This is a genomic window from uncultured Fibrobacter sp. (genome assembly GCF_947166265.1).
Taxonomy (GTDB): Bacteria; Fibrobacterota; Fibrobacteria; order Fibrobacterales; family Fibrobacteraceae; genus Fibrobacter.
The window spans coordinates 43,557-67,104 of the sequence record NZ_CAMVDO010000011.1; the positions used below are offsets into that span (position 1 = coordinate 43,557).

General features: G+C 49.5%; 16 protein-coding genes. 4 read left to right on the forward strand and 12 right to left on the reverse strand.

Annotation, left to right across the window (positions count from 1 at the left end; translation table 11 throughout):
- Positions 1–4: 4 nt before the first annotated feature.
- A complete protein-coding gene (dnaE, locus tag Q0W37_RS07460) occupies positions 5–3,865 on the reverse strand; it encodes a DNA polymerase III subunit alpha (protein WP_297700257.1) in 3,861 nt (1,286 codons plus the stop codon).
- A gap of 77 nt (positions 3,866–3,942) precedes the next feature.
- Positions 3,943–5,850 (reverse strand): LamG-like jellyroll fold domain-containing protein, encoded by a 1,908-nt coding sequence (locus Q0W37_RS07465; RefSeq protein ID WP_297700259.1) that lies wholly within the window; start codon positions 5,848–5,850, stop codon positions 3,943–3,945.
- Between the two features lie 134 nt (positions 5,851–5,984).
- Here Q0W37_RS07465 and Q0W37_RS07470 point away from each other — a divergent pair, with 134 nt between their 5' ends.
- Complete coding sequence (locus Q0W37_RS07470; protein WP_297700261.1) at positions 5,985–7,085, forward strand: glycosyltransferase family 1 protein; 1,101 nt, start codon at positions 5,985–5,987, stop codon at positions 7,083–7,085.
- Between the two features lie 20 nt (positions 7,086–7,105).
- Here the strand turns inward: Q0W37_RS07470 and Q0W37_RS07475 are convergent, their stop codons facing one another.
- Positions 7,106–7,729, reverse strand: a complete 624-nt coding sequence (locus tag Q0W37_RS07475) for a class I SAM-dependent methyltransferase (protein ID WP_297700263.1) — start codon at positions 7,727–7,729, stop codon at positions 7,106–7,108.
- A 60-nt stretch (positions 7,730–7,789) separates the two neighbouring features.
- Between Q0W37_RS07475 and Q0W37_RS07480 the strand changes: the two genes are divergently transcribed.
- Entirely contained in the window at positions 7,790–8,731 is a 942-nt protein-coding gene (locus Q0W37_RS07480) for a lysylphosphatidylglycerol synthase transmembrane domain-containing protein (protein ID WP_297700265.1), read from the forward strand.
- Positions 8,732–8,861: 130 nt separating this feature from the next.
- Here Q0W37_RS07480 and Q0W37_RS07485 read toward each other — a convergent pair whose 3' ends face one another.
- The 4 genes from Q0W37_RS07485 to Q0W37_RS07500 form a co-directional block, all read right to left on the reverse strand.
- The gene (locus Q0W37_RS07485; protein ID WP_297700267.1) at positions 8,862–9,893 is read right to left on the reverse strand and encodes an NAD(P)H-dependent glycerol-3-phosphate dehydrogenase; all 1,032 of its coding nucleotides are present in this window, start codon (positions 9,891–9,893) and stop codon (positions 8,862–8,864) included.
- Positions 9,894–9,935: 42 nt separating this feature from the next.
- Complete coding sequence (gene plsY / locus Q0W37_RS07490; protein ID WP_297700269.1) at positions 9,936–10,571, reverse strand: glycerol-3-phosphate 1-O-acyltransferase PlsY; 636 nt, start codon at positions 10,569–10,571, stop codon at positions 9,936–9,938.
- Positions 10,504–11,946, reverse strand: coding sequence for a ribosome biogenesis GTPase Der (der, locus tag Q0W37_RS07495; RefSeq protein ID WP_297700271.1), 1,443 nt, complete (start codon positions 11,944–11,946; stop codon positions 10,504–10,506). Before der ends, plsY begins: the two co-directional genes overlap by 68 nt.
- Before the next feature lie 100 nt (positions 11,947–12,046).
- Positions 12,047–15,091 carry a CotH kinase family protein gene (locus tag Q0W37_RS07500; protein WP_297700273.1) on the reverse strand — a complete coding sequence of 1,015 codons (3,045 nt, stop codon included), beginning with the start codon at positions 15,089–15,091 and terminating at the stop codon, positions 12,047–12,049.
- Between the two features lie 370 nt (positions 15,092–15,461).
- Between Q0W37_RS07500 and Q0W37_RS07505 the strand changes: the two genes are divergently transcribed.
- Entirely contained in the window at positions 15,462–16,397 is a 936-nt protein-coding gene (locus Q0W37_RS07505) for a PD-(D/E)XK nuclease family transposase (protein ID WP_297700275.1), read from the forward strand.
- 31 nt (positions 16,398–16,428) lie between these two features.
- Here the strand turns inward: Q0W37_RS07505 and Q0W37_RS07510 are convergent, their stop codons facing one another.
- From Q0W37_RS07510 to Q0W37_RS07520, 3 genes are all read right to left on the reverse strand, one after another.
- Positions 16,429–17,352 (reverse strand): FRG domain-containing protein, encoded by a 924-nt coding sequence (locus Q0W37_RS07510; RefSeq protein WP_297700277.1) that lies wholly within the window; start codon positions 17,350–17,352, stop codon positions 16,429–16,431.
- Positions 17,352–17,654, reverse strand: a complete 303-nt coding sequence (locus Q0W37_RS07515; protein WP_297700279.1) for a hypothetical protein — start codon at positions 17,652–17,654, stop codon at positions 17,352–17,354. The genes Q0W37_RS07510 and Q0W37_RS07515 overlap by 1 nt, the downstream gene beginning before the upstream one ends.
- Positions 17,655–17,739: 85 nt before the next feature.
- Positions 17,740–20,055 (reverse strand): fibrobacter succinogenes major paralogous domain-containing protein, encoded by a 2,316-nt coding sequence (locus tag Q0W37_RS07520; RefSeq protein WP_297700281.1) that lies wholly within the window; start codon positions 20,053–20,055, stop codon positions 17,740–17,742.
- A gap of 540 nt (positions 20,056–20,595) precedes the next feature.
- Between Q0W37_RS07520 and Q0W37_RS07525 the strand changes: the two genes are divergently transcribed.
- Entirely contained in the window at positions 20,596–21,813 is a 1,218-nt protein-coding gene (locus Q0W37_RS07525; protein WP_297700282.1) for a glycoside hydrolase family 18 protein, read from the forward strand.
- 38 nt (positions 21,814–21,851) lie between these two features.
- Here Q0W37_RS07525 and Q0W37_RS07530 read toward each other — a convergent pair whose 3' ends face one another.
- Both Q0W37_RS07530 and Q0W37_RS07535 read right to left on the reverse strand, forming a co-directional pair.
- The gene (locus Q0W37_RS07530) at positions 21,852–22,496 is read right to left on the reverse strand and encodes an ABC transporter permease (protein WP_297700284.1); all 645 of its coding nucleotides are present in this window, start codon (positions 22,494–22,496) and stop codon (positions 21,852–21,854) included.
- Positions 22,497–22,525: 29 nt separating this feature from the next.
- Positions 22,526–23,542: a hypothetical protein gene (locus Q0W37_RS07535; RefSeq protein WP_297700286.1), complete on the reverse strand. Its 1,017-nt coding sequence runs from the start codon at positions 23,540–23,542 to the stop codon at positions 22,526–22,528.
- Positions 23,543–23,548 lie beyond the last annotated feature (6 nt).

Genomic DNA, 23,548 nt, shown 5'->3' on the forward strand with positions numbered 1-23,548 from the left:
TCCTTTACCGTTTTGCGCGGTTAGACACCCAAATTTTCAGGACACCCAGGTCTTTACGAAGGAACTGCAACAGTTCGGGCGTATACACCACCTTTTTATTTTTCAGGGTGAGCACATGGACATTTCCCGATTCCGTTTCGACATGGGCCACAATTTCGCAACCGCGTTCCCCTTCGAAAGGTTCGTACTTTTCCATCGCAGAGAGCAATTTATCGCTAAACGAATCATCGACCATCGACGAATAAAGAACCATGTGAATATGGCTCACCATATCTGAACGCACGCGATCCAGCTGAATGACTTCTTCTACAATAATCTGTACGCCATCGCCCATGCGCTGCTGTTCCAGGGTTCCCTTGACAAGGACTCGGTCATCAAGCGCCACCGTATCGCGGAACTTTTCCCACAGGTCCTTCTTAAAGAACATTTCTAGGTCGCCGTGGAAATCCTGAATAGACCCCACACCAATGGTATCGCCCTTCTTGGTTTCAATAGAACGCAGCTTGGTCACGACACCGCCCACAATAACCGTACCGCCCACATGGCGCGACAGTTCTTCTTCATCCAGGGAACACGAGGTAAACCCCTGCAGTTCCGGACGGAATTCATCGAGCGGATGGCCCGAAAGGAACATGCCAAGAACGTCACGTTCCTTGTTGAGCATTTCCATCGCCGTCCATTCTTCGGCTTCTTCAAGGACCTCAGCGGAGCTATCCATCGAAGGAGCGCTTCCGCCCATATCGAAAAGCGACATCTGTCCGCGGTCCTTATCTTCTTGGAACCTCGACGCCACTTCCATGGCACGGTCTACGGTCGCCATCAGCACCGCACGGCTTCCCGGCAGTTCATCCAGGGCACCCGCCATAATCAAGCTTTCAATCAAGCGCTTGTTCATTGGCGGACGCTTTTCCTTCTGTTCGCCCTGGAATTCAGTCACGCGCTTGCAAAAATCAAAGATATCCTTAAACTTGCCGCGACGTTCGCGTTCGGCCACAATATCTTCGACAACCGCGATACCGACATTTCGAATTCCGGCAAGGCCAAACAGAATTTTTCCATCGGGAGTTGCCACAAATTCGCCCATCGAGGCATTGATATTCGGCGAAACCACATCGATATCGAGACGCTTACATTCCAAAATAATGGTGACGATATCTTCGGTCTTTCCCATCTTCGAGGTCATCGAAGCGGCCATGTATTCAGGCCCGTAATGAGCCTTGAGGTATGCCGTCTGGTAAGCCACGTAAGCGTAGGCCGCAGCGTGACTCTTGTTGAATGCGTATCCGCAGAACGGAAGCACCGCATTCCATACCTTTTGAATCATGTCATGGTCGTAGCCCTTTTCTTCGCACTTTCTGAAGAACTCCGGTTCGAGCTTCGCCATCTTTTCGGGCATCTTTTTCGCCATGATACGGCGAATATTGTCAGCACCACCCAGCGAATACCCGCCCAGAATCTGGGCAAGCTTCATCACCTGTTCCTGGTACACAATCACGCCGTAAGTTTCGCCGAGGACCTGTTCCAAATCAGGATGGTAGCAGTCGATTTCTTCCTGGCCATTCTTACGGGCAATAAAGTGCGGAATCTGGTCAATCGGCCCCGGACGATACAGGGCGTTCATAGCGATCAGGTCAAAGATTCGCGTCGGCTTCAGTTCGCGCAGGTACTTCTGCATACCCGGAGATTCAAACTGGAACACCGTCGTCGTCATTCCCTTGCCAAGCAAGTCGAACGTTTCCTTGTCATCGAGCGGAATGTGGCCCATGTCAAGTTCTATCGAGCGATTCTTCTTGACCATGCTCACCGTATCTTGAATGATCGACAAGTTGATAAGGCCAAGGAAGTCCATCTTCAAAAGTCCGATGTCTTCGGCGTAGTGCTTGTCATACATCACCACCGGAGTATCTTCGGGGGCAGCACGGTACAAAGGCGCAAGGTTATAAATCGGGGTCGGCGTAATCACCACGCCGCAAGCATGCACACCCGTCTGGCGCGGCAAATCTTCGAGCTTTTTAGCGATATCCCAAAGGTTCTGGTAGCTGGCGCGGCTACCAATCATCGCCTGCAAGGGTTCCGGGCTGTAACCGTCTTCCAGGTTGTTGCCCTTCTTGTCTTTACCCGTCCAAGCCTGCTTTAGGCTAAAGTTCAAGGTACGCTGCGGGAACAGCTTGGTAATCTGCTTTGCTTCGGCAGGCGGAAGTCCCAAGACGCGAGCCACGTCGGTAATCACCGCTTTGGACTTGAGCATACCGTAGGTAATAATCTGGCCCACGCATTCCTTGCCGTACTTGTCCGTCACGTACTGAATCACGCGACCGCGGTCACGGTCCGCAAAATCGGTATCGATATCCGGCATGGACACGCGTTCGGGGTTCAGGAATCGTTCAAAAAGGAGATCGAAAGTAAGCGGGTCAATGTCGGTAATACCGATAATGTAAGTGACCAGAGAACCAGCGGCAGAACCACGGCCCGGGCCCACGGGAATCCCATGTTCACGGGACCAGTTAATGAAGTCCCACACAATCAACAGGTAGCCCGCCACGTTCATGTTGCGGATACAGTTGATTTCTTTGTACATGCGCTTGCCCACATCGGTTTCGTGGGCAGGGAACTTAAAGTCTTCTTTCGGGAATCGCCACTTGAGACGCTGATTACAAAGGTGCGTAATGTAAATGTCGGCATCGCCGCCCGGTTTACACCAACGGCGAACACTCTTGTCCCAAGCTTTCTGGTCGTCCTCATCGAAAAATTCCGGCTGAGACAAACGTTCAATTTCGGCCTTGTCTGCATCGGTCAGGGCATCTTCGGCAATTCCCTTGTCTGCACAATAGGTCGCCGTCACCTTTTTCTTTTTGTCCTTGATGACACCCTTGAGTTCGCGTTCGCGTACGACCGGATATTCCGCGTCGTATTCCGCCTTCATAATCGCCTTGATGTTCTGGTATTCATCAGAGGCCAAAAAATCTTCGGGAATCTTGAATCGCGGCCAGAATTCATCGCCGATACCGGTCTTGACCGTGTAATTGCATCGTTCTGCAATCTTGACCGTATTTTCGATGGCGCCCGGAATATTCCCGAACAGTTCCACCATTTCGGCTTCGCTGCGGAAATAGAACTTGTCCGTCGGAAAGCGCTTGTCATCAAAGCCGTTCAGGGTTTCCTTTAGCGCAATGCAGCGCAAAATCTTATGCGCCTGGGCATCTTCGGGCTTAATGTAATGAACATCGCCCACAGCTACAATTTCTCGCCCGAGTTCGCCGGCCAATTTTACATTAAACTCATTCAGCAAGCCCTGCTGCTTAACCCCATTGTCGCACACCGAAATGTACAGATGGTCGTGATCGAAAATCTTGTCGAGGGCTTCCATGTATTCACGGGCAACGCTATTGCGTCCGGCAGCCACATTCTGGCCATACTTGCTAAAAAAGTCCCCCGCAATGGCAATAATACCTTCTTTGTGTTCCTCAACCACGGAAAGGGGAACAGACGGAATTTCAGCCCAGCGGTCGCCGTCTTCGTAACGGTAACTCACGATACGGAGCAAGTTGTAGTAGCCCTTTTCGTTTTCGACCAACAGCGTCAGGCGTTCAAAGGTAATCGGGTCTTTCTGGTTCGCACTCGAAGTGTCCACGTAAATGTGGCACCCGTAAATCGTCTTGACCGGCGGAAGCCCCTTTTCCTTACGGCCCTTGTTCATGTCTTTTCCACGCGTCTGTATTTCAAGGACGCCAAACATAGCCGCATGGTCGGTAAGGGCTACGGCAGGGGCGTTTTCATCGGCGGCGGCAGCCAAAATATCATCGAGACGGGCGGACGCCTGTAAAACAGAAAATTCGGAATGAACCTGGAGGTGAACAAAAGCCATAACTGCAATTTAGTAAATGGAGCCTAAGAAAAAAGCCCGCAGCGATGCGGGACTTGGTTTAAACAGGTTCTGATTTTTTATTTTTTTGAATCTTCAAAGGGAATGCCAAAAATAGCCGCTCTACCCAAAGAATCATACACGACAAGCGGATAACGTTCCGTGTCTGTATAGTCTATCCAATCAACATAACCCGAATCATGAGAATTTGAAGAGGTAATAGGATCAATCGTCGCAGTGGTGTCCACTGGGGTCAAAATCGTATCCATAGCAATCGTCGTATCCGGTTCAAGAACCGAGGACTGATCTTCAGAATTGTAGCGAACCACATTCGAGATTCTCAGCTGGTCGTACGCACCCGAAGTTGTCATAGCTTCATTCTGACCAGGACCTTCCATGCAGCAGTCCGACTTAAATCCAATTACGAACAAGTTTTCGTAAGGATTACTGCGGCTGGCAGCTTCGTAACCTTCTGTATGAACCATATCGGCAACCTTTTCGCCATTCACCCAAAGGCTCATAGAGCCGTTGCCCCACTGACCGGCAATCAGGTTCCAATCCTTCTTCAGTTCTACAGCACCCTTCACAAAGAAGTGCTTGTTATGATGGTTCTTCTGGAAATAAAGTTCGCTATTCTTGTAGAAGAAATGCACGCGGGCGCCATCGTTGCCGAGGAGCGTACGGGCGGTTTCAAAGAAATCGTCATTCGGGCGGAACCAGAATTCAACCGTACCGGCAGCCATCGCATCGACCAGATTGATTCCTGTCGGAGCGACTTCACCACTCTTCAAGGAAATCGCCTTGCCGCAAACGCCATCGACCGATTCACCTTCACGGTAGACCGTTTCAAGTTCATCTAGATAAAGAGTGGAATCGTCCATTACAAGAGCAGGTGCGACACACTTCTTAACGGCAGCCGATGCCACCGGAACCGTAGCATTTTCAAAGTAGCGCGATCCCTGAGCCGCCAACAGCGACCACAACGGTTGTTCCAAAGGCGCGGGCACCGTATCGATATTCAAAATCGTGTCGTCAACAATCGTATCGTTAACCAAGGTGTCATCCACCAACGAATCCTTCGGTAAAGTATCAACAACAGCCGTATCGGAACTTAAAGTATCAGGTTCAACAACGGCATCATCAGCCATCTTGTATCGCGTAATATTGGAAATGCGGAACTGGTCGAAGGAACCCGAAGTGGTCATTGCTGCATACTGGCCGGGGCCTTCCATGCAGCAGCTAGACTTGTAACCGATTACCACCAGGTTTTCAAACGGAATGCCGCGCTGAGCCGGAGCATAACCCTTGTCATGTTCCACATGGGCAATCAACTTGCCGTTAACCCACACGCTCATATAACCATCGCCCCACTGGCCCGCAATCAGGTTCCAGTCATCGTCCTTGAGTTTTGCCTTGCCATTTACATAGTAATGCAAGTTATGATGGTTCTTCTGGAAATAGAGTTCGCCATCTTTATAGAAGAAATGAATTCGGGCGCCATCGTTACCGATAAGGGTTCGTGCATTGTCGTAAAAGTCTTCGTTCGGGCGGAACCAGAATTCTACCGTTCCGACCTTCATGGAGTCAATCAGGTTCACACCGAGAGGGGCCACCTGGCCATCTTGCAACTTAAGTGCTTTTCCGCAGACACCTTCGACCATTTCGCCTTCGTCAAACAGCGATTCCAGTTCGTCCAAGTAGCGGGTATTTTCATCCATGGCAAGCGCCGGAGCGGCACAACGGCCATTCACAAGGGCAGAGCCACCGATAATGGGAGCCCCCTGGTCTTGAGAAAGAGAATCGAAATAGCCGGCAATGCCCAATTCATCGATTCGAGCCCACATATTCTTGGAGTCGTTTTTCTGGAATACCGAATCATCGTTAGAGATTATCTTATCTGGAGCCGGATCCGATTCGGAACATCCCCAAAGAAAGGCTCCCATAGCCACCAAAGAAGCCGAAAGCCATTTCACCATTTTTTGACTCATAAAGTCCTCCATTCTTATTCGTAAGAATAATATAACAAAAATCCCTTTTATTTGCAATTTTTTTTATTTTAGATGCAATAAAAAGCACCTGTTTTGCAAAATAATGTATTTTTCGTCAAAAAAAAGCAATTTTTATGAGCAATACCGGAAATAAGAATTTAAAAATCGCCATTGACGCCCGTATGGTCAACCGCACCGGAATCGGAACATGCATTCAGCATTGGCTAAAGGATGTTGCCTATACAATCGCTCTTGGCGACCCCAAGAATCTTGAGCCCTACGGCAACATCCCCAAGCACATTCCCTTTATCAGCAGCATTTATGGCTACGAAGAACAGCTGAAATTTCCGTACCGAGCGCTCTACCGAGAAAAGCCCGATGTCTTGCACATTCCGCACTGCAACGTTCCGCTTTTCTACCGCGGCAAAATGATCGTCACCATCCACGACCTGACTCATTTGGTTTATCCCGAATTTTTGCCGATGAAAATTGTGCATTGGTACTTCAAGTTCATTTTCTGGTTTGTCTGCAAGCGAGCAAATCACATTATGGTCGTATCGGAAAGTACCAAGCGCGACCTTCTGTGCTTTTACAAGGTGGATCCGTCCAAAATAACGGTCATCCCCCTTGCCGCCGGAAATGAATTTGTCCAAAAGAGTAAAGACGAAGTCGACTACCTGTATGACAAGTTCAACATTCCCCGCGACAAGAAAATCATCCTGTACGTAGGAAACCTGCTCCCCCACAAGAACCTGAACGGCCTTCTGAAGGGTTTTGCCCAAATGAACGGCAAGGAAAATTGCAGGCTCGTTCTTATAGGAAAAGCTTTCGACGGGCGAACGAAAGCCACCATAGAAGGTGACCTTGGCATCGAAAACCTGGTTATCCACGCAGGAATGGTTAGCCAAGAAGATCTCGTTTGCTTCTACAATCTTGCAGACCTCTTTGTACTCCCCTCCCTCTACGAAGGATTCGGGCTTCCCGTCCTCGAAGCGCTTGCATGCAAAACGCCTGTAGCCTGCTCCAACACGTCGTCACTCCCCGAGGTCGGTGGAAATGTCGCCAAATACTTCGATCCTAGCGATCCCCAAAGTATTGCGCACACCCTAGAAAATTCGATCAACGACAAGGGAAAATACGATCACGAAATAGAAGGATGGGTCAGGCAATTCAATTGGAAAGCTTCTGCCGACAAAATTCAAAAAATTGCAGCCGATGTAGCTGCAATCAAGTAATTTTCAAATTCTAAGACAACCTACTTTTTCAGCTTGGTCAGGAATCCGTACTGGAACGGGATAAAGCTTGAATGGCTCAAAAGGCCCGGCATAAACTTGAGCTGCTTACGGATACCCACAATCTTTTCAACTTCAAGACCATTTTCCTTGGCAAAGCGGACAAAGCTCTTCTTGGTCCAGAATGTCTTGTGGTTAATATCCAGCACGCCCAAGGCATGTTCACCTTCGTCCGGCTTAAAGTAGCGGAAATCACGGGTAATAATAATCTTGAGCAAATTTTCGATACAGCAGAAATTCGGCAGCGACACCAGAATGTGACCTTCGGGATTCAGGTGCTTTTTGCAGAAGTTAATCAGGTCTACCGGATCGTTCACGTGTTCCAGAACATCGCACATCACCACGAGATCAAACTTTTTATCTTCGGTGTATTGTTCGTAAAACACGTGATGGTATTCGTTGAAACCACCCGGAACCTTGTCGATGGTATGCGTATCGGTCCTGTTTTCGGGTTCAATGGCGACCTTGTAGGAATCCTGCGGGTAAATCACATAGTTCAATCCGGCGCCAGCACCAATTTCTAGGACACTCTTAACATCTTTCGGCACCAACATGGCCACATCGTAACGCGCTTTATTCCGGTACATAAAAACCTCTTTTGTCCAAATATAATTTTTTATTTGTCAAAAATGCTATTATTGTAACCAATGGCAACCGATAAGACTGTTTCAAAGCTCTTTATCAAGCGGATATTCCAGCTTCTTGTAAGCGTGGGCGGTTTCGCCTATATCTTTTACAAGATTCCGCTTGCAAGCGTTGCAGAAAACTGGAACCTCGGGATGACCCCCTGGATTCTAGCGACTCTTGTGGCCGCGACCCTGATCATGGTGATTCAGGCAAACCGCTGGAAAGGGCTTTCGGTACAAGGTCCCGAAATTCCGTTCAAGACCTACTACGCCTACACGGCCATGGGCTACTTCTTTAACAACCTGTTGCCCACCGGCTTTGGCGGCGACGCCGTAAAGTCACTCGCCTTCGGTAAAAAATTCAACCAGACAAGCCAATCCATTTCGGCAGTGTTCCTTGCCCGCATCCAAGGGCTTTTGGCAATGTTCCTGTGCTTTTTCATAGCACTCCCCTTCGCCTTGAATCAAGCCGAGATTCCCTTTACCTATACGTTAATTATGACGTTCGCCCTTTTGGCCTGCATGGCAATTGTGGTCCTTTGCCTTTTTTCGGACAAGGTTCCCGTACCGGCCGTCATCTTAAACAAGCTAACCCTTATTCCCAAAATGCAGAAAAGCCTGTCTATTTACAGGCAGTACAAGAAACAGGTTCTTTTGTCGTCTCTAGATTCCCTGTGGTTGCAACTTTTGACCCTGTTCATGGCCTACGCCTACTTTAGGGCTGTCGGGCAATCTATCGACATCTGCATTCTTATCGTATTTACAAGCATCACCACAATAGTTTCGATGCTCCCGATATCCCTAAACGGCATCGGCGTACGCGAAGGCGTTCAAGTCGCCCTATTTACGGGAATTTTAGGGATTCCTGCTCCGGTCGTACTTTCTGCAGGGCTCTTGGGCTACATTCCGTTGCTGTTCCAAGCTCTGCAAGGGGCAGTAGTTTTAGTCGGAAGTAGAAAATAAAAAGGGTTGCAAACCTTAAAAGATTTGCAACCCATAGTTGAACTTAGTTGGTAAAGCTTAGAGATCCTTCGACTTCATCACTTCGTGATTCCGCTCAGGATGACACAACGCGTCTGTTCTAAGCTCTAAATTATCCCCAGACTTCGTCCTTGAGCTCGCGGCCCCACATTTCCTTGATGACTTCGTCCACCTTCTTGCCTTCGAAGAGGAGGGCGTGTACAGCGTTCACAATGGGCATTTCGACGCCAAGCTTATCAGCCAGTGCCTTGGTGCTCTTGCAAGTCGGTACGCCTTCGGCCACCATTTTCATACCGGCAAGAACCTGTTCAATCGTTTCGCCCTTACCGATGTGTTCGCCCACATAGCGGTTGCGGCTGTGCTGAGAAAGACAAGTCACAATCAAGTCGCCCATGCCGGCAAGGCCAGCAAAGGTTTCGGGCTTTGCGCCGAGAGCCTTACCGAGGCGGCACATTTCAGCCTGACCGCGAGTGAGGATAGCGGCACGAGTATTGTCGCCAATCTTGTACTTGCCACCGGCTTCGAGGCCGTAAAGCACACCAGAAGCGATAGCAATCACGTTCTTGACGGAACCGCAGAGTTCCACGCCCACGATGTCGGTAGAAGTGTAGACACGCAGGTAGGAGCAGCTCATGGTCTTCTGGACGAGCTTGGCGGATTCTTCGTTCACGCAAGCAGAAACAATCGCCGTTAGAATGTGGCGGCTGACTTCTTCAGCATGCGACGGGCCACTAAAGGCAACCATTTTGTCTTCGGTGAGCCAAGGAACGTTTTCGAGAAGCACTTCGCTCATGAGCTGGTTCGTGCCTTCGAGAATACCCTTCGTAGCACAGACCACCACCGGTTCCTTGCCCTTGACCGGAGTCCACTTGCCAAGATTCTTGGCGACACCGCCCATAAATTGGCTCGGCACCACAATCAAAACCATATCGCAGCCTTCAAGGGCGGCGTTCATATCGGTTGTATATTTAAAGTCGGCCGGGAAGATAACGCCCGGAAGTTTATCCTTGTACTGGTGTTCCGTAGAAAGCAAGTCTACTTCGGCCTGGGAATTGGTCCAGAACATCACTTCATTCTTATTTTCGTACACCACCTGGCCAAGAGAAAGTCCCCAACCACCTGTACCTAAAACTGTAACCTTCATAATAAATCCTCGCCTATCACTTTTTCCTATAATCTACAATAATTAAGCCTTCGGAGTCTTGCGTTTGCTGCCAAAACCGTTCTCGGTGCCGTTCATTAGGCGTTTAATGTTAGCCTTGTGCTTCACAATCACGAAAACCGCAACCAGAAGACAGGTAATCCAAAGTCCTTCATTAAACTTTTCCGGAGGGAAAGGCAACTGCAGGTAACCCATTGTCGAAAAAGCGGCAAGCGCCACACAGGCAGCAATGCTCCCCACCGACACGTACTTCGATGCAAACGTGAAAATAATCCAAACACCAAAGGCAGAAAGCGCGGTAATCGGGCAAAGCGCAAGGAACACGCCCAAAGCGGCGAGAACGCCCTTACCGCCACGGAATCCGGCAAAGCAGGTAAAACTGTGTCCTAAAATCACCAAGAGGCCTGCAACAAGCGGCACCCAATGGGAGTAGTCCGCACCACCGGCGGCCACCTGGGCTTCGCACATCTTAATGGCGATCCACGGTCCAAAGAAGCCCTTGAGTAGGTCCATCAGCACCACGGGGAGCGCCGGTTTCCAGCCAAGTACGCGGAACGTATTGGTGAGTCCCGCATTCTTGGAGCCGTAATCTCTAATGTCGAACGACTTTCCCTTTGCGATTTTTGCGATCCAGATCGCGCTCGGGATTGACCCCAGCAAGTACGCTATTGGAAGACTCAGTAAACTGTTCAAGATCTTCATCCTTTCTAAGGGTTAATTTCTGGTCGAAGTTCAAGCGGAGGGGCGCACCCTGCAGCTGGAATTCTTCGTAAAACTGTTTGAGCAAGTAACGCTTGTAAGAATCGGCCACCAGTTCCGGTGTGCGGGTTTCAATGGCAATCACAGGAGGCTCCACCATAATCTGGCAGGCGCGAGTGAGCTGTACCACACGGGCGTTCTGGCTTGGCACCGGATTCTTTTCCAGGAAACTTGCGAAGGCGGTTGCCACGCGGTCGCGGCCAAGCACACGGCGGCAGTTGGCATACACCGTCTGAATGGCCTGCACAATACGGTTGACGCGCTGACCTTCCTTGGCGCTCGCCGAAATAATCGGCACGTATTCAAGCATCGGTTCGCGTTCGAGCATTTCCTTGACCATGTGGTCAAAGGACTTTTCGGTCTTGTCCGGGAAAATATCCCACTTGTTGAGCACAAGCACCAAGCCCTTGCCCGCCTTGCGAATTTCAGTAATGATGCGGAAGTCCTGGACTTCAAGCCCGCGGGTGCAGTCGACCATGAGTACCGACACATCGGAGCGACGAATGCTTTCGAGCGTACGCATGTTGCTGAAAATTTCGACTTCGTCTTCGACCTTCGCCTTCTTGCGCAGGCCCGCCGTATCGGTCACCACGAACTTAACACCATCGACCGCAAAGTCGCAGTCAATGGAGTCGCGCGTCGTTCCCGGAATATCGGACACCACGGCGCGGTCTTCGTTCAGCAAACGGTTCAAGAGAGTGCTCTTACCCGCATTCGGACGACCGAGAATGGCAAAGCGAATCGGACGTTCTTCGCGACGTTCACCACGCACAGGCGTCGGGAGCACAGCCACGACTTCGTCCATGAGCGAAAGGCAGGCATAGCCCGTAAGTGCGCTGATAGTACGCGGAAGTCCAAAGCCCAGTTTCAGAAACTCGTAGCTTTCTTGACGGTCGGCACCGTTTTCGCTCTTGTTCGCGACAAGAATCACCTTCTTGTCGAGCTTGCGGATCATGCGGGCAAACTGTTCATCGAGCTTGGTAATGCCCACGCGGACATCCACCATAAAGAGCACCAGGTCAGCCTCTTCAACAGCATTAAAAATCTGCGTGCGCACACTGTCGGCAAGCACGTCGATGGAATCGTCCGGCAAGAAACCACCGGTATCGACCACCGTAAATTCATGGCCTTTGTAATTGGCCGTTTGGTAATGCCTATCGCGGGTCACGCCGTCGCGGTCAGAAACAACTGCGGCACGACGCCCCAAGATTCGGTTAAAAAGCGAGGACTTGCCCACGTTCGGGCGTCCAACTATACATACGACAGGTAATTTCATCGAGTTAAAATATAGTAAATAGTGGTTAGGGGTTGGTGGTTAGGGCAATAGCAAGAAAGCCCGCCGGAGGCAGGCTCTAGGTGCAAAAAGAAAAAAATTCTTATTTAAATGTTGCGGTAATCGTCGTCATTTCGCCGGGGTTGACGGTACGCGTAATATCAGTAACGCCATCGCTCCAACCAATGAACACCCCCCCCGCATTAGATACTGCAGTCAGCGTCACGGGAACACCGCTATAGAAATTCAACGTCATCGAGCTTTGGTCTAGCGGCAAGTCATGTACGGCAATTTGGCCCGAGCCCTGCACCGTGAGCGTCATTTCTACCGATGACCCCAGCGCAAAATACGATTCCATCTGTTCACGGACCTTCGCCTGGCGAGTCTGCGCAAAGTTCTTTATCGTTTCAAGATTACTGCTTACAGACGATGCATCATAGCCCCAGAATTCCACATCACGCGCCACTTCGGCCTGCACCTGCGACTGCAATTCGTCAATGCGCTTTACAAGCCTATCGGCAGAGAAGTTCATGGACAAGAGTACGCAGAAGCGGTTGATGAAAGCATTCTTGAAACCTTCATTCTGAAGCAAGCGAATCATGAGAATCGTGTGTTCCGAAATGGAGCCACTCGTCTGCTGTTGGCCGCCCATGCCAGGCACCATTCCCATGCCCATGCCGTTCGTACCATTTGCATTGGTTACATAGCTGAACACGTTACTATTCTGCGTATTGTAGCCTGCGCCAAAACCGAAATCGACATCATACAGGAACCATTTCCATTTGCTCTTTTGGCTCGCGACGCGCCACTTTTTCATGTTATTGTGAGGCCAGTCGCCATTATTCACGAACATTTCGGCCTGCATGTAGTTCATGTAGTTGTCGACATCAATCTGGTCGGCAATTTTCTGATAGTTGGCGTCACTCGTAAGTTCGTTACTCTGGAGCCACTCAATCATCGCCTTGTAATCGGTCGCCGAACCGGCAGAAGCATCGTTATTAGCATCGATCAAGTCGATATCCGAAGCATCAAGACCGTACTTGGTTTCGTAATAGTATTCGTTGTTACGTTCGCGCAAATCGTGCACACCGTAGTACTTGCCATTGTAGTACACAACAACATAACGCCCACGTTGGTAATCGACATCCAGGCCTTCTGTCATCGAAGTTCCGATGCGGTCGCGCACATAGTCGTCACCACTGTTGTTTCCAAAATTACGGAGCGAGAACGCCTTGAACTTTTTGAGCTCGGGGTGATCCGGGAACAGCGTGTATTTGAGGCGTTTATCGCCATATTCTTCACGCAAAGTAATCGAGAACGACTTTTTTTCTTTCGCGCGGCTATACTGTCCCGAAATCTTGTAGTCGCCCATCACGCCGAACGCAGGAGTTTTCGGAGAGCCAGGTTCAAACATTTCCACGTAAACGGGAAGTTCGCGGTTGCTCCAGAAATTCGCTCCCTTCTTCGAATCCATCATCGCGGCTCCGTTACCCGTCATATACAGACCCGTATCGGGGCTGAACATCGAAAGCGGATCGGTAGTCACAAACAACGTTGCGATCGAAGGCTGACTTTCAAAAACATAGGTGCGAATAATTTCTTCGCTCGGATAAGACCCCACGGCATAGGTGCGGCAGCGGAGCACAGCAGTCGCATTTATCGTCAAAGCCTGTTCTACCGTTGGTGAATTCGCTGTCGGTTCCGCTCCACCCTGTTCGCAGCGCGTACCCGCCGGGAAAGAAACCGTCACCGCAGAGGAATAGAAACCCGAAGGCGGAATATTCACCGCATTCGACTGCGCCTGCACTGCAAACACCTCGCCCACCGTGTTGCCGTATGGCGAAGGTGATGCAAAACCCCAGTTACCCGCCGCATCGCGAGACCAGGACGCCCCCGTAGGCACCGCGGAATAGCGCACCGAATCCAGGATTCCCGTTTCGTTCACCAAGTAAAGCACACCGCCCTGGTCTTCCGCCTTGAAAGTCGTGTGCGGTTCGTGACCGCGCTTGCGAGCAATATAAGACGTCACCTTGATCGTCGTCGATTCAGAGCCCTGCGTTTCCGTCGCGAAAGTCGTAGCAGTCACATTGTTACGCTTAAGGTCAGTCGCGTTGTCGCCAAGCCTTACGTAGTACACCGACGATGAATCGCCCGTTCCGCGAAGGTTCTTGCCCGTCCACGCACTAATATCGTTGCCTTCCTTGAAATTCACGCGAATTTTGTGAGTCTTGGTGATAAACCCGCGAATCACGAGCTGGTCGGCGTTACCGAGTTTTGCGGCACCGGAATTCACCACCAGCCGCGTGTACGTTCCCCCTTGCGCCACCCTCATGACGGCACCCACCTGGTTTACGCCATTTTCATTGAAGCACAGCGAAGACTTTCCCGGCAGGTTTTCGGCATTCGATGTCGTTGTGGCTCCCGTAGCTCCTGCGCCATTGTTTCCGGCACCTGCATCACCCCCCATACCGGGGATGGCTCCGCCACCAAAGTCACCCATGCCGCCGCCAAAGTCAAAGCCCGGCATCATGCCAAAGCCACTGCCAGCCGAAGCTTCGGAACTGCAATCGGTCCCAATCATATTGACCGAATCAGAAGGAGCAATGTAATCCGCATAGTTCTTGCCCGAAAGGAACACGATCATGTGCCCCTTCGCAGGAACCGTCGCATCACCGAACACCCACCGACGCGGGAACCTGGCGTCATTACTCAGAGCAATACCCTTAAGACTTACCGGAGCATCACTCGTATTGTAAAGTTCGAGCCAGCCGGGGTCATTACCATCGTTATCCTTGAAATTCGCATTCGACGGAGAAACCTCCGAGAAAATCACCGGGAAATTACCGATAAACGGCACCGTCGTATCGACCGGAACCATATCAGGGTCTTCTCCAGGGAGAGGCCCATCGTGCGAGCCATCGCTTTTCTTGGAAGACGAAGAATTTCCCTGCGGGTTTTGCGGATCGTCTATCACCGCAGAACTATTCGCAGAAACCGGATTCCCCTCGCCATCAATTCCAATTTGTGAACCCGACGAAATTTCATCAGGTTCGATTTCATCTGAACTTGCTCCAGATGAGCTGTCCGAGCATGCCACCACACACGCCAGGACACAACAAAACCATACATCCCATAAATTGAATTTCATGGTATGCATATTTCAAAAATATAACTTCGCCACCAAAAAGCAACCCTAGAAGAAGCCAAAATGTGATGCAGCGCACACAAAAACCGGTAAAATTTTCGCAACTGATCCAACGAAGTTTCGAAAAACCTCGGATAGCCAAGCAAAAACAGAATTCATAGGCTTATTTGGAGTGTAAACAAAAATTACGTTGACAACCTGTTAGTAGCTGCAAACAGTTGTTTGTAGAACAAACAACCGCCTCGGTCATGACAAAATGCAAGCATTTTGTCGCGACGCTCGGCTTAAGTTTGTTTGCAAAATTCGACCATTTTTGAAAATAGGCGTTTTTCCTTTGTAGATTTGCTCTCCTGGAATTAACGAAGATGTAATTATGAGTAAATCCATTTCTGAAAAATTGAAAGGACAAGTCTATATTGATCCGCGACTTGATACGGGGTTCAAGAATCTGTTTGCAAGCAAGGCGGCAATCAAGGATTTCTTGGACGGAATTTTGCAATTGCAAGGCGACGACCGAATCAAGGATCTCAGCTATTCTTTCGACCATACGCTCCGTTTCAGGGTTCCCGAAGAGAGAAACGTCATCTTGGATGCATTCGCAACCACGGGAACCAGGCGCTTTCTGGACATTGAAATGCAAAAGGCGGAGCACGATTTTTTCATCGACCGCACCGTACTGTACAAGGCGTTTCAGATTATCAAGGGCAAACAGGAAATGGAAAACTCGGACGAATTCAAGAACCTCTCCAGAGAACAGAAGGAATACAGGCGCTACGAAATTCCTGAGAGCGTGTCCATTTGGATTTGTGACTTCGAATTGCCCCAGACTGTAGGAAATTATATCGACGAATGGGCTATTTACAGCAGGGAATCGCTGAAAAATGGTATTTTCAACACCATTTCCGCGAAAAATAAGTATATTATGGTTAACCTGCCCAGGTTCAACAAGACCGTTGATGAAATCGTCGACCCCGTTGACGTTTGGCTCTACGTACTCAAGCATGCCAGCGATGGCAAGGAATTGCCCAATTTCGGGAGCACCATCGTCAGCGAGGCTCTAGACCGCATCAAGATCGACAACCTGGACAATAGCACCTTGAACGAGCTGGAGAGAGAAATGACTACAAAAGAGGAAATGGAATGCCGCCTCGCCGGAGCCAAAATCAGGACTCAACTCGAAACACGGCTCGAAATGGTCGATGCCATGCTCGCCAACGGAAAGTTGACCGATGAAGAAATCTCTGATATGTCAGAAATTCCGTTAGAAGAAATTCAGAAACGCAGGGCTCTTCGCGAAAAAAAGCTTTAAGCTGCCCCCCACAAAAAAAACTAATGCATATTCAGGGATAGTATTCTTCTGGATTTTTGCCATAGAATCTGGAGAAATAATCCGATACGCCAGTCCAATCGGGATATACCGTGTCTATGGTTCGGCCAAGCAGATTAAGCTCTTCGCGGATTCGGGCCTTAGCGCAATACGGAATAAGAAGTTTAGCCAAACGAATTTCGGGACCTTTGTTGGTTTCTAAGGTCGCCAAGTGATGCTTATCGCCATCCATTCCAAACAGCAAAAACGCTCCTTGCTGAGAACGAATCCTTGGATTATCTAAAAGAGGATGAACGCAATAAACGGACTCCATATTATCCTTTTTTATCCATGATTCAAAATAAGGTTTTTCAGCCCTAATTTCATGAAGTAAGTGCTTGATAGAATCATTTTCATTGAAAGCCTTTCGCTCGAATTCATCTGTAGAATTTGACAAGCCTCTTATATCAAGATCGTCGTAATGATAAACTGCAATATTTGAAATGACGCTTACAACATCGGAATGCCAGCTGCGAATCGATTCCTTCGGGACCTCATAGACCAAAACGACTGAATCCTTTTTGTCATCATAGGGATATTTAGGATCGTGATATAATGCAAAAAATAAAGCTTGCAAGGAATCTATAGAAACATCAAGAACTCTCGTCGGAATTCCATAATGCTGCATCAAAACCAATTTTTCAAAAGTCGACTTACAGTTTATGAATTCATGACTAAGCCTTCTTTCACATTCTCGAAATAAGTCCGACTCGTTATCTCCTTCAAGCCGATTTCCTCGAGCAATTCCAGGTTGCCCAGCTGTTTCTCCATAATCCTCAGGCTCGCCCCGAAAATAGATTTGAACATTATCGCGACAACCATCAAGACCATACCGCGAGAAATTCTTAAGAATTTCCAGATAGTCAGCAACGGAATAAACATTGTGACAGGCTGCCATTAGGGCACCTCGACATTTGTGATGGAAAGCGCATTATTCGCATCATCAACAGTCAGTTTCAATGGTTTCTTGTTAAGCATTGCCATTGCAAGAAGCGTTGTCATTATAGCGCTGGGATTAGCAATGGAGTAAATCTCATCCTGTTTAAGAATTTTAGATGATTGCGGGGTTGAAGTTTCTTCCAACAGGTTAAAAACCTCGTCCTTTGATTTTTCATAGCGATGTTTGCCAACGCCGCTGATACTTACTTTATTTGCAGAATCAATTTTTGTAATGATTGCCGTGATTGAATATGTCGCCATTTTATACCTCATTGTTTTGGTGAAAAAGAAGTGAAGGGCCGTGCCACTGTGTGGCTTGGCCCTGTGCAGACCTATGGTGTGCGGTTTAGTCCTGAAGACAACGAACCGATTTACCGTAGCCTTTACCGGTGTCATCGTCTTGGATCACCTTATCGCTTACATCCAATATCCAGGAGTAGGCATGATTGCTATTGTACTCAGTGGCGCTCCAGAACTCGACTCCATTACCGTATTCGAGGGGGATTGGGTTCCAAATGTCGCTACCAACAGGAAGAGCGGAGAACCCATACGCATCCTCGAATGTCCTGCCCCAACCCGTTTGTGACTTGAGAGTCTTTCCTGCTGTTGATTGCCCACCAACTTCGTTAAAAAGAGTTTCCCATTCCGTTTTCGTAGGCATGTGCCAGCCCGGTGGACAAACTCCCTGAACCTTTGCCGGGAGAGAGCAAGTCTTGCCACAACCGCAGTCCACACCATTGCCACCGTCATAAAGGGCTGCGGAATCGATTGCATCACTCCAGGTGTAAAGACGACCTGCCGTTTCGGCACAATTTTTCTCATGATAGTATTCGCACCAACTGCCCCTCGGAGTCTTCACGCCAGCGGCATAGTTCAGATTTTCAGCCATCCATGTCTGGTTACCAATTTTCACCGTTTTGTAGACTTTATTATCGCGTTCATCGGTCATGGTGCCGTATGTAATTTCCGGGTTCAGGCGAGCCTCCTTCGGAATATCCCACCTCCACTCCGTCATATTTACCCAGCCGTTTGCCGTGCAGTAGAAAGGAGTTTCCCATTTATTCTTATCCATTGCTCCTTCACGTTTTTCTGTACAAGCATTATTTAAAGTCTTATCGAAACCATCCGCGATCTTCCATTCGCCCTGCTTTTCGTCATATTTGTATTTTTCTCCCGTCACAAGCCCCGTCCACAATTCTCCGTCAACGCCCTTATCTTTACCAGACTTATAAAAATCCTTCTCAACATTGGTCGCTTCAACCCACGCGTCATCCTTACAGATGTAACGAGTCTGCGTCCCATATTTGGAACTATGCTCGTTCTTTACAGCGAGAATTTCGCCCTCATTTTTTGAATCGCATTCGCCAAGGCCGTAGGTCGTGTACCAGAAGTTACGTACGTACTTTTCAAAATCGGGCACCGTTCCTAGATTCCACATTTCGATGTTGCTACGGATAGGGGCTAATTCGCCCGCAAGGTCTTTTGAAGCCGCCCAATCGGCAATTTTTGCCTTTGTTTGTTCGTCATCCCAGCTTCCGTCACTTTCGATATCAATCGCGAACTTGGTCAAGAATTCGGTAAGATCGGTTTCGTTCAAGTCACGGAGCGTCAGCACACTTAACGCAAGAAGCGCCGCATTGCCATCGCTCTTGCCGAAAATGTCAAGATCTTCGGAACTTGCAAACTCACCCTCGATGCCAAAGGCTTTCAGGACTTCGGTAGCAGCCTGTTTTTTGGCAGAGGCTACATCCATGCCCGTACGCGCCAAGTACATGGCGCGTTCGTATTCTAGGTGCGTAAGCAAGTTGATGTTCACCGTCTTGCGGTCGGAAAGGTCCGTGAAAGCGTTCAAGGAGACCTGTCCTTTGGAATTACTTCCCGTGATTTCGTTACGGAAATACCCACTCGTTTCAAGCAACGCATACTGGCTCACAAGCGTCACGTTCGAAACGCTGAACTTGCCTTCGTCCGTAGTAATTTTCCCAGTAAAGCTCTTGCCTGTTTGGGCATAGGTCACGCCGTCCAATTCGTAAAGCTTGACCGCTGAACCTACTGCAAAAGGGCCTTTCTGCGACACGCCACTAATGGACACGTCCTTAATCTCAACTATGCCAGGCAGTTCAGATGCTGAACTGTTCTCCTCGTTCGTAAGGGTACTACTAGAAGACTCCCCGTCAAGCGAGGATTGAGAAGATGAAGATTCCGCAGAATCAGAGGACGAGGATTCATCCTTGACGGAGGATGACGACTTCGCCTTATCCGTACCGCCACTCGAGCTGACTTCATCCTCGCAGTCTTCACAACTCGATGAAGATTTCTTCTTGCCGGTGCTACTGCTAGATTCTTCGGCATCCTCCAACGTAGAAGAGGATGACTCATCTTCGTCATTGTAAGAATTCAGGGAATCGACATTTATCCATTCACCCTTTAAACAGACAAAGTCGGATTTTTCTTTCTTGACAAAGACGGTATCACCCTCTAGGTCATTGGAACAAGCCTCCAAGTCTTCAACAGAAGAAACCAGTTCGTTTTTTTCTGGAGCGCTGCTGCTACCGCTATCGCCACCGCAAGCGAACAGAAGCGCGCAACTAGAGATAGCAACGCCTGCTTTCAGCAAGTTTTCAATGATGATTTTTGTTTCCGGTTTTTTGTTCCAAGCCATGATAGCCTCCATTGTTAAAAACCTATGGAGTTCACTCTTGTAGTATGGCAGGAACCGTGCCAAAATTTGCTTGAAAGCAAAAGGCGCGAGTCGCTGCATTTACCTAACCGAGGCTCTCGAATGCCTATGCATGATAAACGCAAACGACCCACGCCCCAAAAGGGCGACAACACTGCGGACATGGATTGCTTCGCATCTACGATGCTCGCAATGACGTTTCCACAATTTGTCGAAACACGCCCAAAGGAGCCACGACAAGTGGCCCGTTAAACGTATCTACGTGAGCGTTCGCCTTGTCCTCATGCATTGGAAATTTTCGAGATTTCGGTTAGAGAACAAGAGCAAAACTCTATTTTGAATTAAAAATAACATAAAAATTTACAAAACGAACGGTATTTATCAAAAAAAAAATACACAACCTCACAAATTTGCCCAAAACAGCAAATTTTCGCTAATCCAAATTGGAATAATGTAAAATTGACAAGCGCCCCCACGGATTATATATTTCTACTTGTATTCTACCAAAGGGGGTTCACAGCAATGTTTCGGAAGCCTATTGTCACCTTCGTTTTCACTCTCGCCAGCATTTGTTCGGCATGGGCGGAGCCGCTGTTCATCGGCTACTACCCCGACTGGGGAAAGTGGCACAAGCCGGCCTACACCGTAGACAAGGTGCCATACGAAAAGTTGACGCACGTGCTGTGGAGTTTCATTACGCCGGACACCGACGGTTCGCTCAAAGGCGACGCTGCAGAAGACCCGACGGCATTGGATGAAATGGTCGAACTCGCACACGCCGCAGGCACCAAGGCGATCGTTTCGCTCGGCGGTGGCGGACAAAGTGAAAACTTCGTACCCGTCGCATCGGACGATGATCTCCGCCAAAAGTTTATCGCGAACCTCGTGCAGTTCGTGGCCGACCACAACCTGGACGGCCTCGACATGGACTGGGAATGGGAATACAACCCCGTCCCCGAAGCAGACACCATCGCCTACAGCAAGTTGCTCTCCGAACTCCGCGAAGCGCTCCCCCAGGGCAAGACTCTTTCGGCGGCACTCCCCTGCTCGCCCTATTACGGCAAATGGTTCACGCCCGAAGTCCTCGTGAAAAATCTGGACTGGTTCGGGTTCATGACCTACGACATGACCGGCGACTGGGATGACAAGGCCATGTTCGATTCGCCGCTCTACCCGCACGAAGGCTACACCACCTGGTCGTGGGAAGAAACCCGCGACTATTGGAAAAACCGCGGAGTCCCCACCGAAAAGATGGTCTTCGGCATTCCCTCTTTCGGATTCCAATTTGATGGAGCGACAGGCCCCGGCACCGACTTCATCAAGAAAACCGCAAAACAAGTCCCCTACAAGGATATCGTTACAAACCCCGAATGGGAATACTATTTCGACAGCGTCTCCGTAGAGCCCTACGGCGTATCTTCGACCGGCTACGTCACCTTCGAAGACCCGCATTCTTCCGCCATCAAGAGCCGCTGGGTCAAGGAAAACGGCTACGCAGGCATCATGGTGTGGGAGGTCTCGCACGACTACATCGAGGGTACGGGCAACCCGATTCTCGACAGCATCGCGGTCGTGCTCCGCGAATCCGCGACCACCGCCATACGCCCTGCAAGTAAAATCCGTGCTACAGGTTCACAGCAGCGCCTACAAAACACTCAAGGCAAGCAGTTTGACGCCCTCGGAAAAAAAGTGCAAAACAAGCAAAAGACAAAGCTCCATTTGCACCTTTTCGAGCCGTAACCACAGGCGCTGCGCCCCCCCCTTTATTTACAAGCTATCTACAGGCTTACGAACTTGCGCATCCCAAGCGCAACGGCCAGGATGCACACCGCAACAGAGATGAGCAGAACGACCACAGGGACAAACACGTCCTGCAAGAAAATTTCGTGACCGAGCTGCACCAGCAGCAAAAGCGGCACGATAAAAATCAACGAAAAATGAGTCGCCGCACGCACCGTCTTGACGCGCAGCGAAAGGTATAACGAAAAGGAACTCGTCAAGAGAACCGCCGAAAGGGCTCCCAGAACAGACGCCACGGCCGCAGTGGTCGAAATTTCAGGGTGAGCGAACCAGAAGGCGCCTTCCGCCAGCAACGAAAACACCACCGGGAAAGGCAACACGGCAAATAGCTTTCCCCAAAAAAGTCTTGCCGGAGCAATCGGCGCAAGCTGCAAAAGTTCGAGAGAATTTCTTTCGCGCTCCCCCGCAAAGCTGTCCGCCGCAAGGGGTGAACCCATCGGAGCCATGAGGCAGCCGAGCAGGAGCATCATATACCCTTCCATGCCTTCCATAATCTGATCGCCATACCGCGAGACGGCAATCGCCTGACTCGCCGCAAGAATCACAGGCGGAATAATAAAGGGAATCCAAAATTTGGGATCCCTAAAAATCAGGCGGATTTCATGTCTAAAGACGTGAAGCATGAATAGGTTGCTTTAACCGCAAAAGAAATCTAACGAGCAAAGCCCGCCTGGACCAGGTTCACAAGACCGCGGGCGAAAGACTTCGCTTGAGCCTTGGCCTCGTCATCAACCACAGGAACCCACTTTGCAAGCGGGATCTTCTTGTCGCGCTTCAGATCCAGGACCAACTGGGCAACGCAATATTCGTCGTAAACGATATCGTTTGCATAAGTGTCGAAATTGAATTTCTTGGCGGCATAACGGTCATTCTGGAAGTCTTCGAACGCGGCTTCGCAGTCTTCCTGGTTGATCGCATAGCGCAGGTTGAACGTCACAGGGCATTCATCATCTTCGTAAGAAATCGTAATCTTGCCCGAAGATTCCTTAAGATCCGAGACCTCCACCGAAACGAGTCCATCATAGATAGTCAACTCTTCGCAGGAACCCACGCGAATATCCGCAAGCATTTTCTTTTCGTTGGTAGAAGTATCACGCGGAGCCTTGAAAAGATTATAGAAGTCCGTGAGATACTGATCCACTTCTTCAAGTGCGGAATTGCCCTTGCGGAACAAGGCGTAGTAATCCTTCATAAAGCAGCTGCCGTTATACTGAGAAACCATCGATACGATATCGTCATCGTCGAGGCGAAGGCCGCTCAGAATTTTCAGGCCGTCCTCTTCGCTGTTGCCCCAGAATCCAACAGGGAACGACTCGCCGTCATAGCTATACTTCGCGACTTCCTTCTTTCCCTTTTTGGCAGTAACGACGCCCTTGCGTTCAGTCACCTTGTAGGTCACCGTATCCCATTCGGCGCCCTTGTCGTCGGGGCCGACCAAATTACCAAGCGTTCCCGTCTTGCAAACCGGAACTATTTTCACAAACGAAGAATTATCTTCGTCATAGGAATATTTCGCCTTGGAAAGCACAATTTCAAAGGGTTCGTCCAAATCAAACGTCCCCGAACTAGAATCATCGCTACAGGCAACCATCGCAAAAGTCGAACCGAGCGCGAGGGTGGCAGCACCCATCATTTTAGCAAGAGACAGTTCCATTTTTTTACGAATCATATATTC

What these genes read in the sequence shown, in the direction of transcription:
- dnaE (WP_297700257.1), bottom strand. Translation starts at nt 3,865, where the DNA reads ATGGCTTTTGTTCACCTCCAGGTTCATTCCGAATTTTCTGTTTTACAG.
- Q0W37_RS07465 (WP_297700259.1), bottom strand. Translation starts at nt 5,850, where the DNA reads ATGAGTCAAAAAATGGTGAAATGGCTTTCGGCTTCTTTGGTGGCTATG.
- Q0W37_RS07470 (WP_297700261.1), top strand. Translation starts at nt 5,985, where the DNA reads ATGAGCAATACCGGAAATAAGAATTTAAAAATCGCCATTGACGCCCGT.
- Q0W37_RS07475 (WP_297700263.1), bottom strand. Translation starts at nt 7,729, where the DNA reads ATGTACCGGAATAAAGCGCGTTACGATGTGGCCATGTTGGTGCCGAAA.
- Q0W37_RS07480 (WP_297700265.1), top strand. Translation starts at nt 7,790, where the DNA reads ATGGCAACCGATAAGACTGTTTCAAAGCTCTTTATCAAGCGGATATTC.
- Q0W37_RS07485 (WP_297700267.1), bottom strand. Translation starts at nt 9,893, where the DNA reads ATGAAGGTTACAGTTTTAGGTACAGGTGGTTGGGGACTTTCTCTTGGC.
- der (WP_297700271.1), bottom strand. Translation starts at nt 11,946, where the DNA reads ATGAAATTACCTGTCGTATGTATAGTTGGACGCCCGAACGTGGGCAAG.
- Q0W37_RS07500 (WP_297700273.1), bottom strand. Translation starts at nt 15,091, where the DNA reads ATGAAATTCAATTTATGGGATGTATGGTTTTGTTGTGTCCTGGCGTGT.
- Q0W37_RS07505 (WP_297700275.1), top strand. Translation starts at nt 15,462, where the DNA reads ATGAGTAAATCCATTTCTGAAAAATTGAAAGGACAAGTCTATATTGAT.
- Q0W37_RS07510 (WP_297700277.1), bottom strand. Translation starts at nt 17,352, where the DNA reads ATGGCAGCCTGTCACAATGTTTATTCCGTTGCTGACTATCTGGAAATT.
- Q0W37_RS07515 (WP_297700279.1), bottom strand. Translation starts at nt 17,654, where the DNA reads ATGGCGACATATTCAATCACGGCAATCATTACAAAAATTGATTCTGCA.
- Q0W37_RS07520 (WP_297700281.1), bottom strand. Translation starts at nt 20,055, where the DNA reads ATGGCTTGGAACAAAAAACCGGAAACAAAAATCATCATTGAAAACTTG.
- Q0W37_RS07525 (WP_297700282.1), top strand. Translation starts at nt 20,596, where the DNA reads ATGTTTCGGAAGCCTATTGTCACCTTCGTTTTCACTCTCGCCAGCATT.
- Q0W37_RS07530 (WP_297700284.1), bottom strand. Translation starts at nt 22,496, where the DNA reads ATGCTTCACGTCTTTAGACATGAAATCCGCCTGATTTTTAGGGATCCC.
- Q0W37_RS07535 (WP_297700286.1), bottom strand. Translation starts at nt 23,542, where the DNA reads ATGATTCGTAAAAAAATGGAACTGTCTCTTGCTAAAATGATGGGTGCT.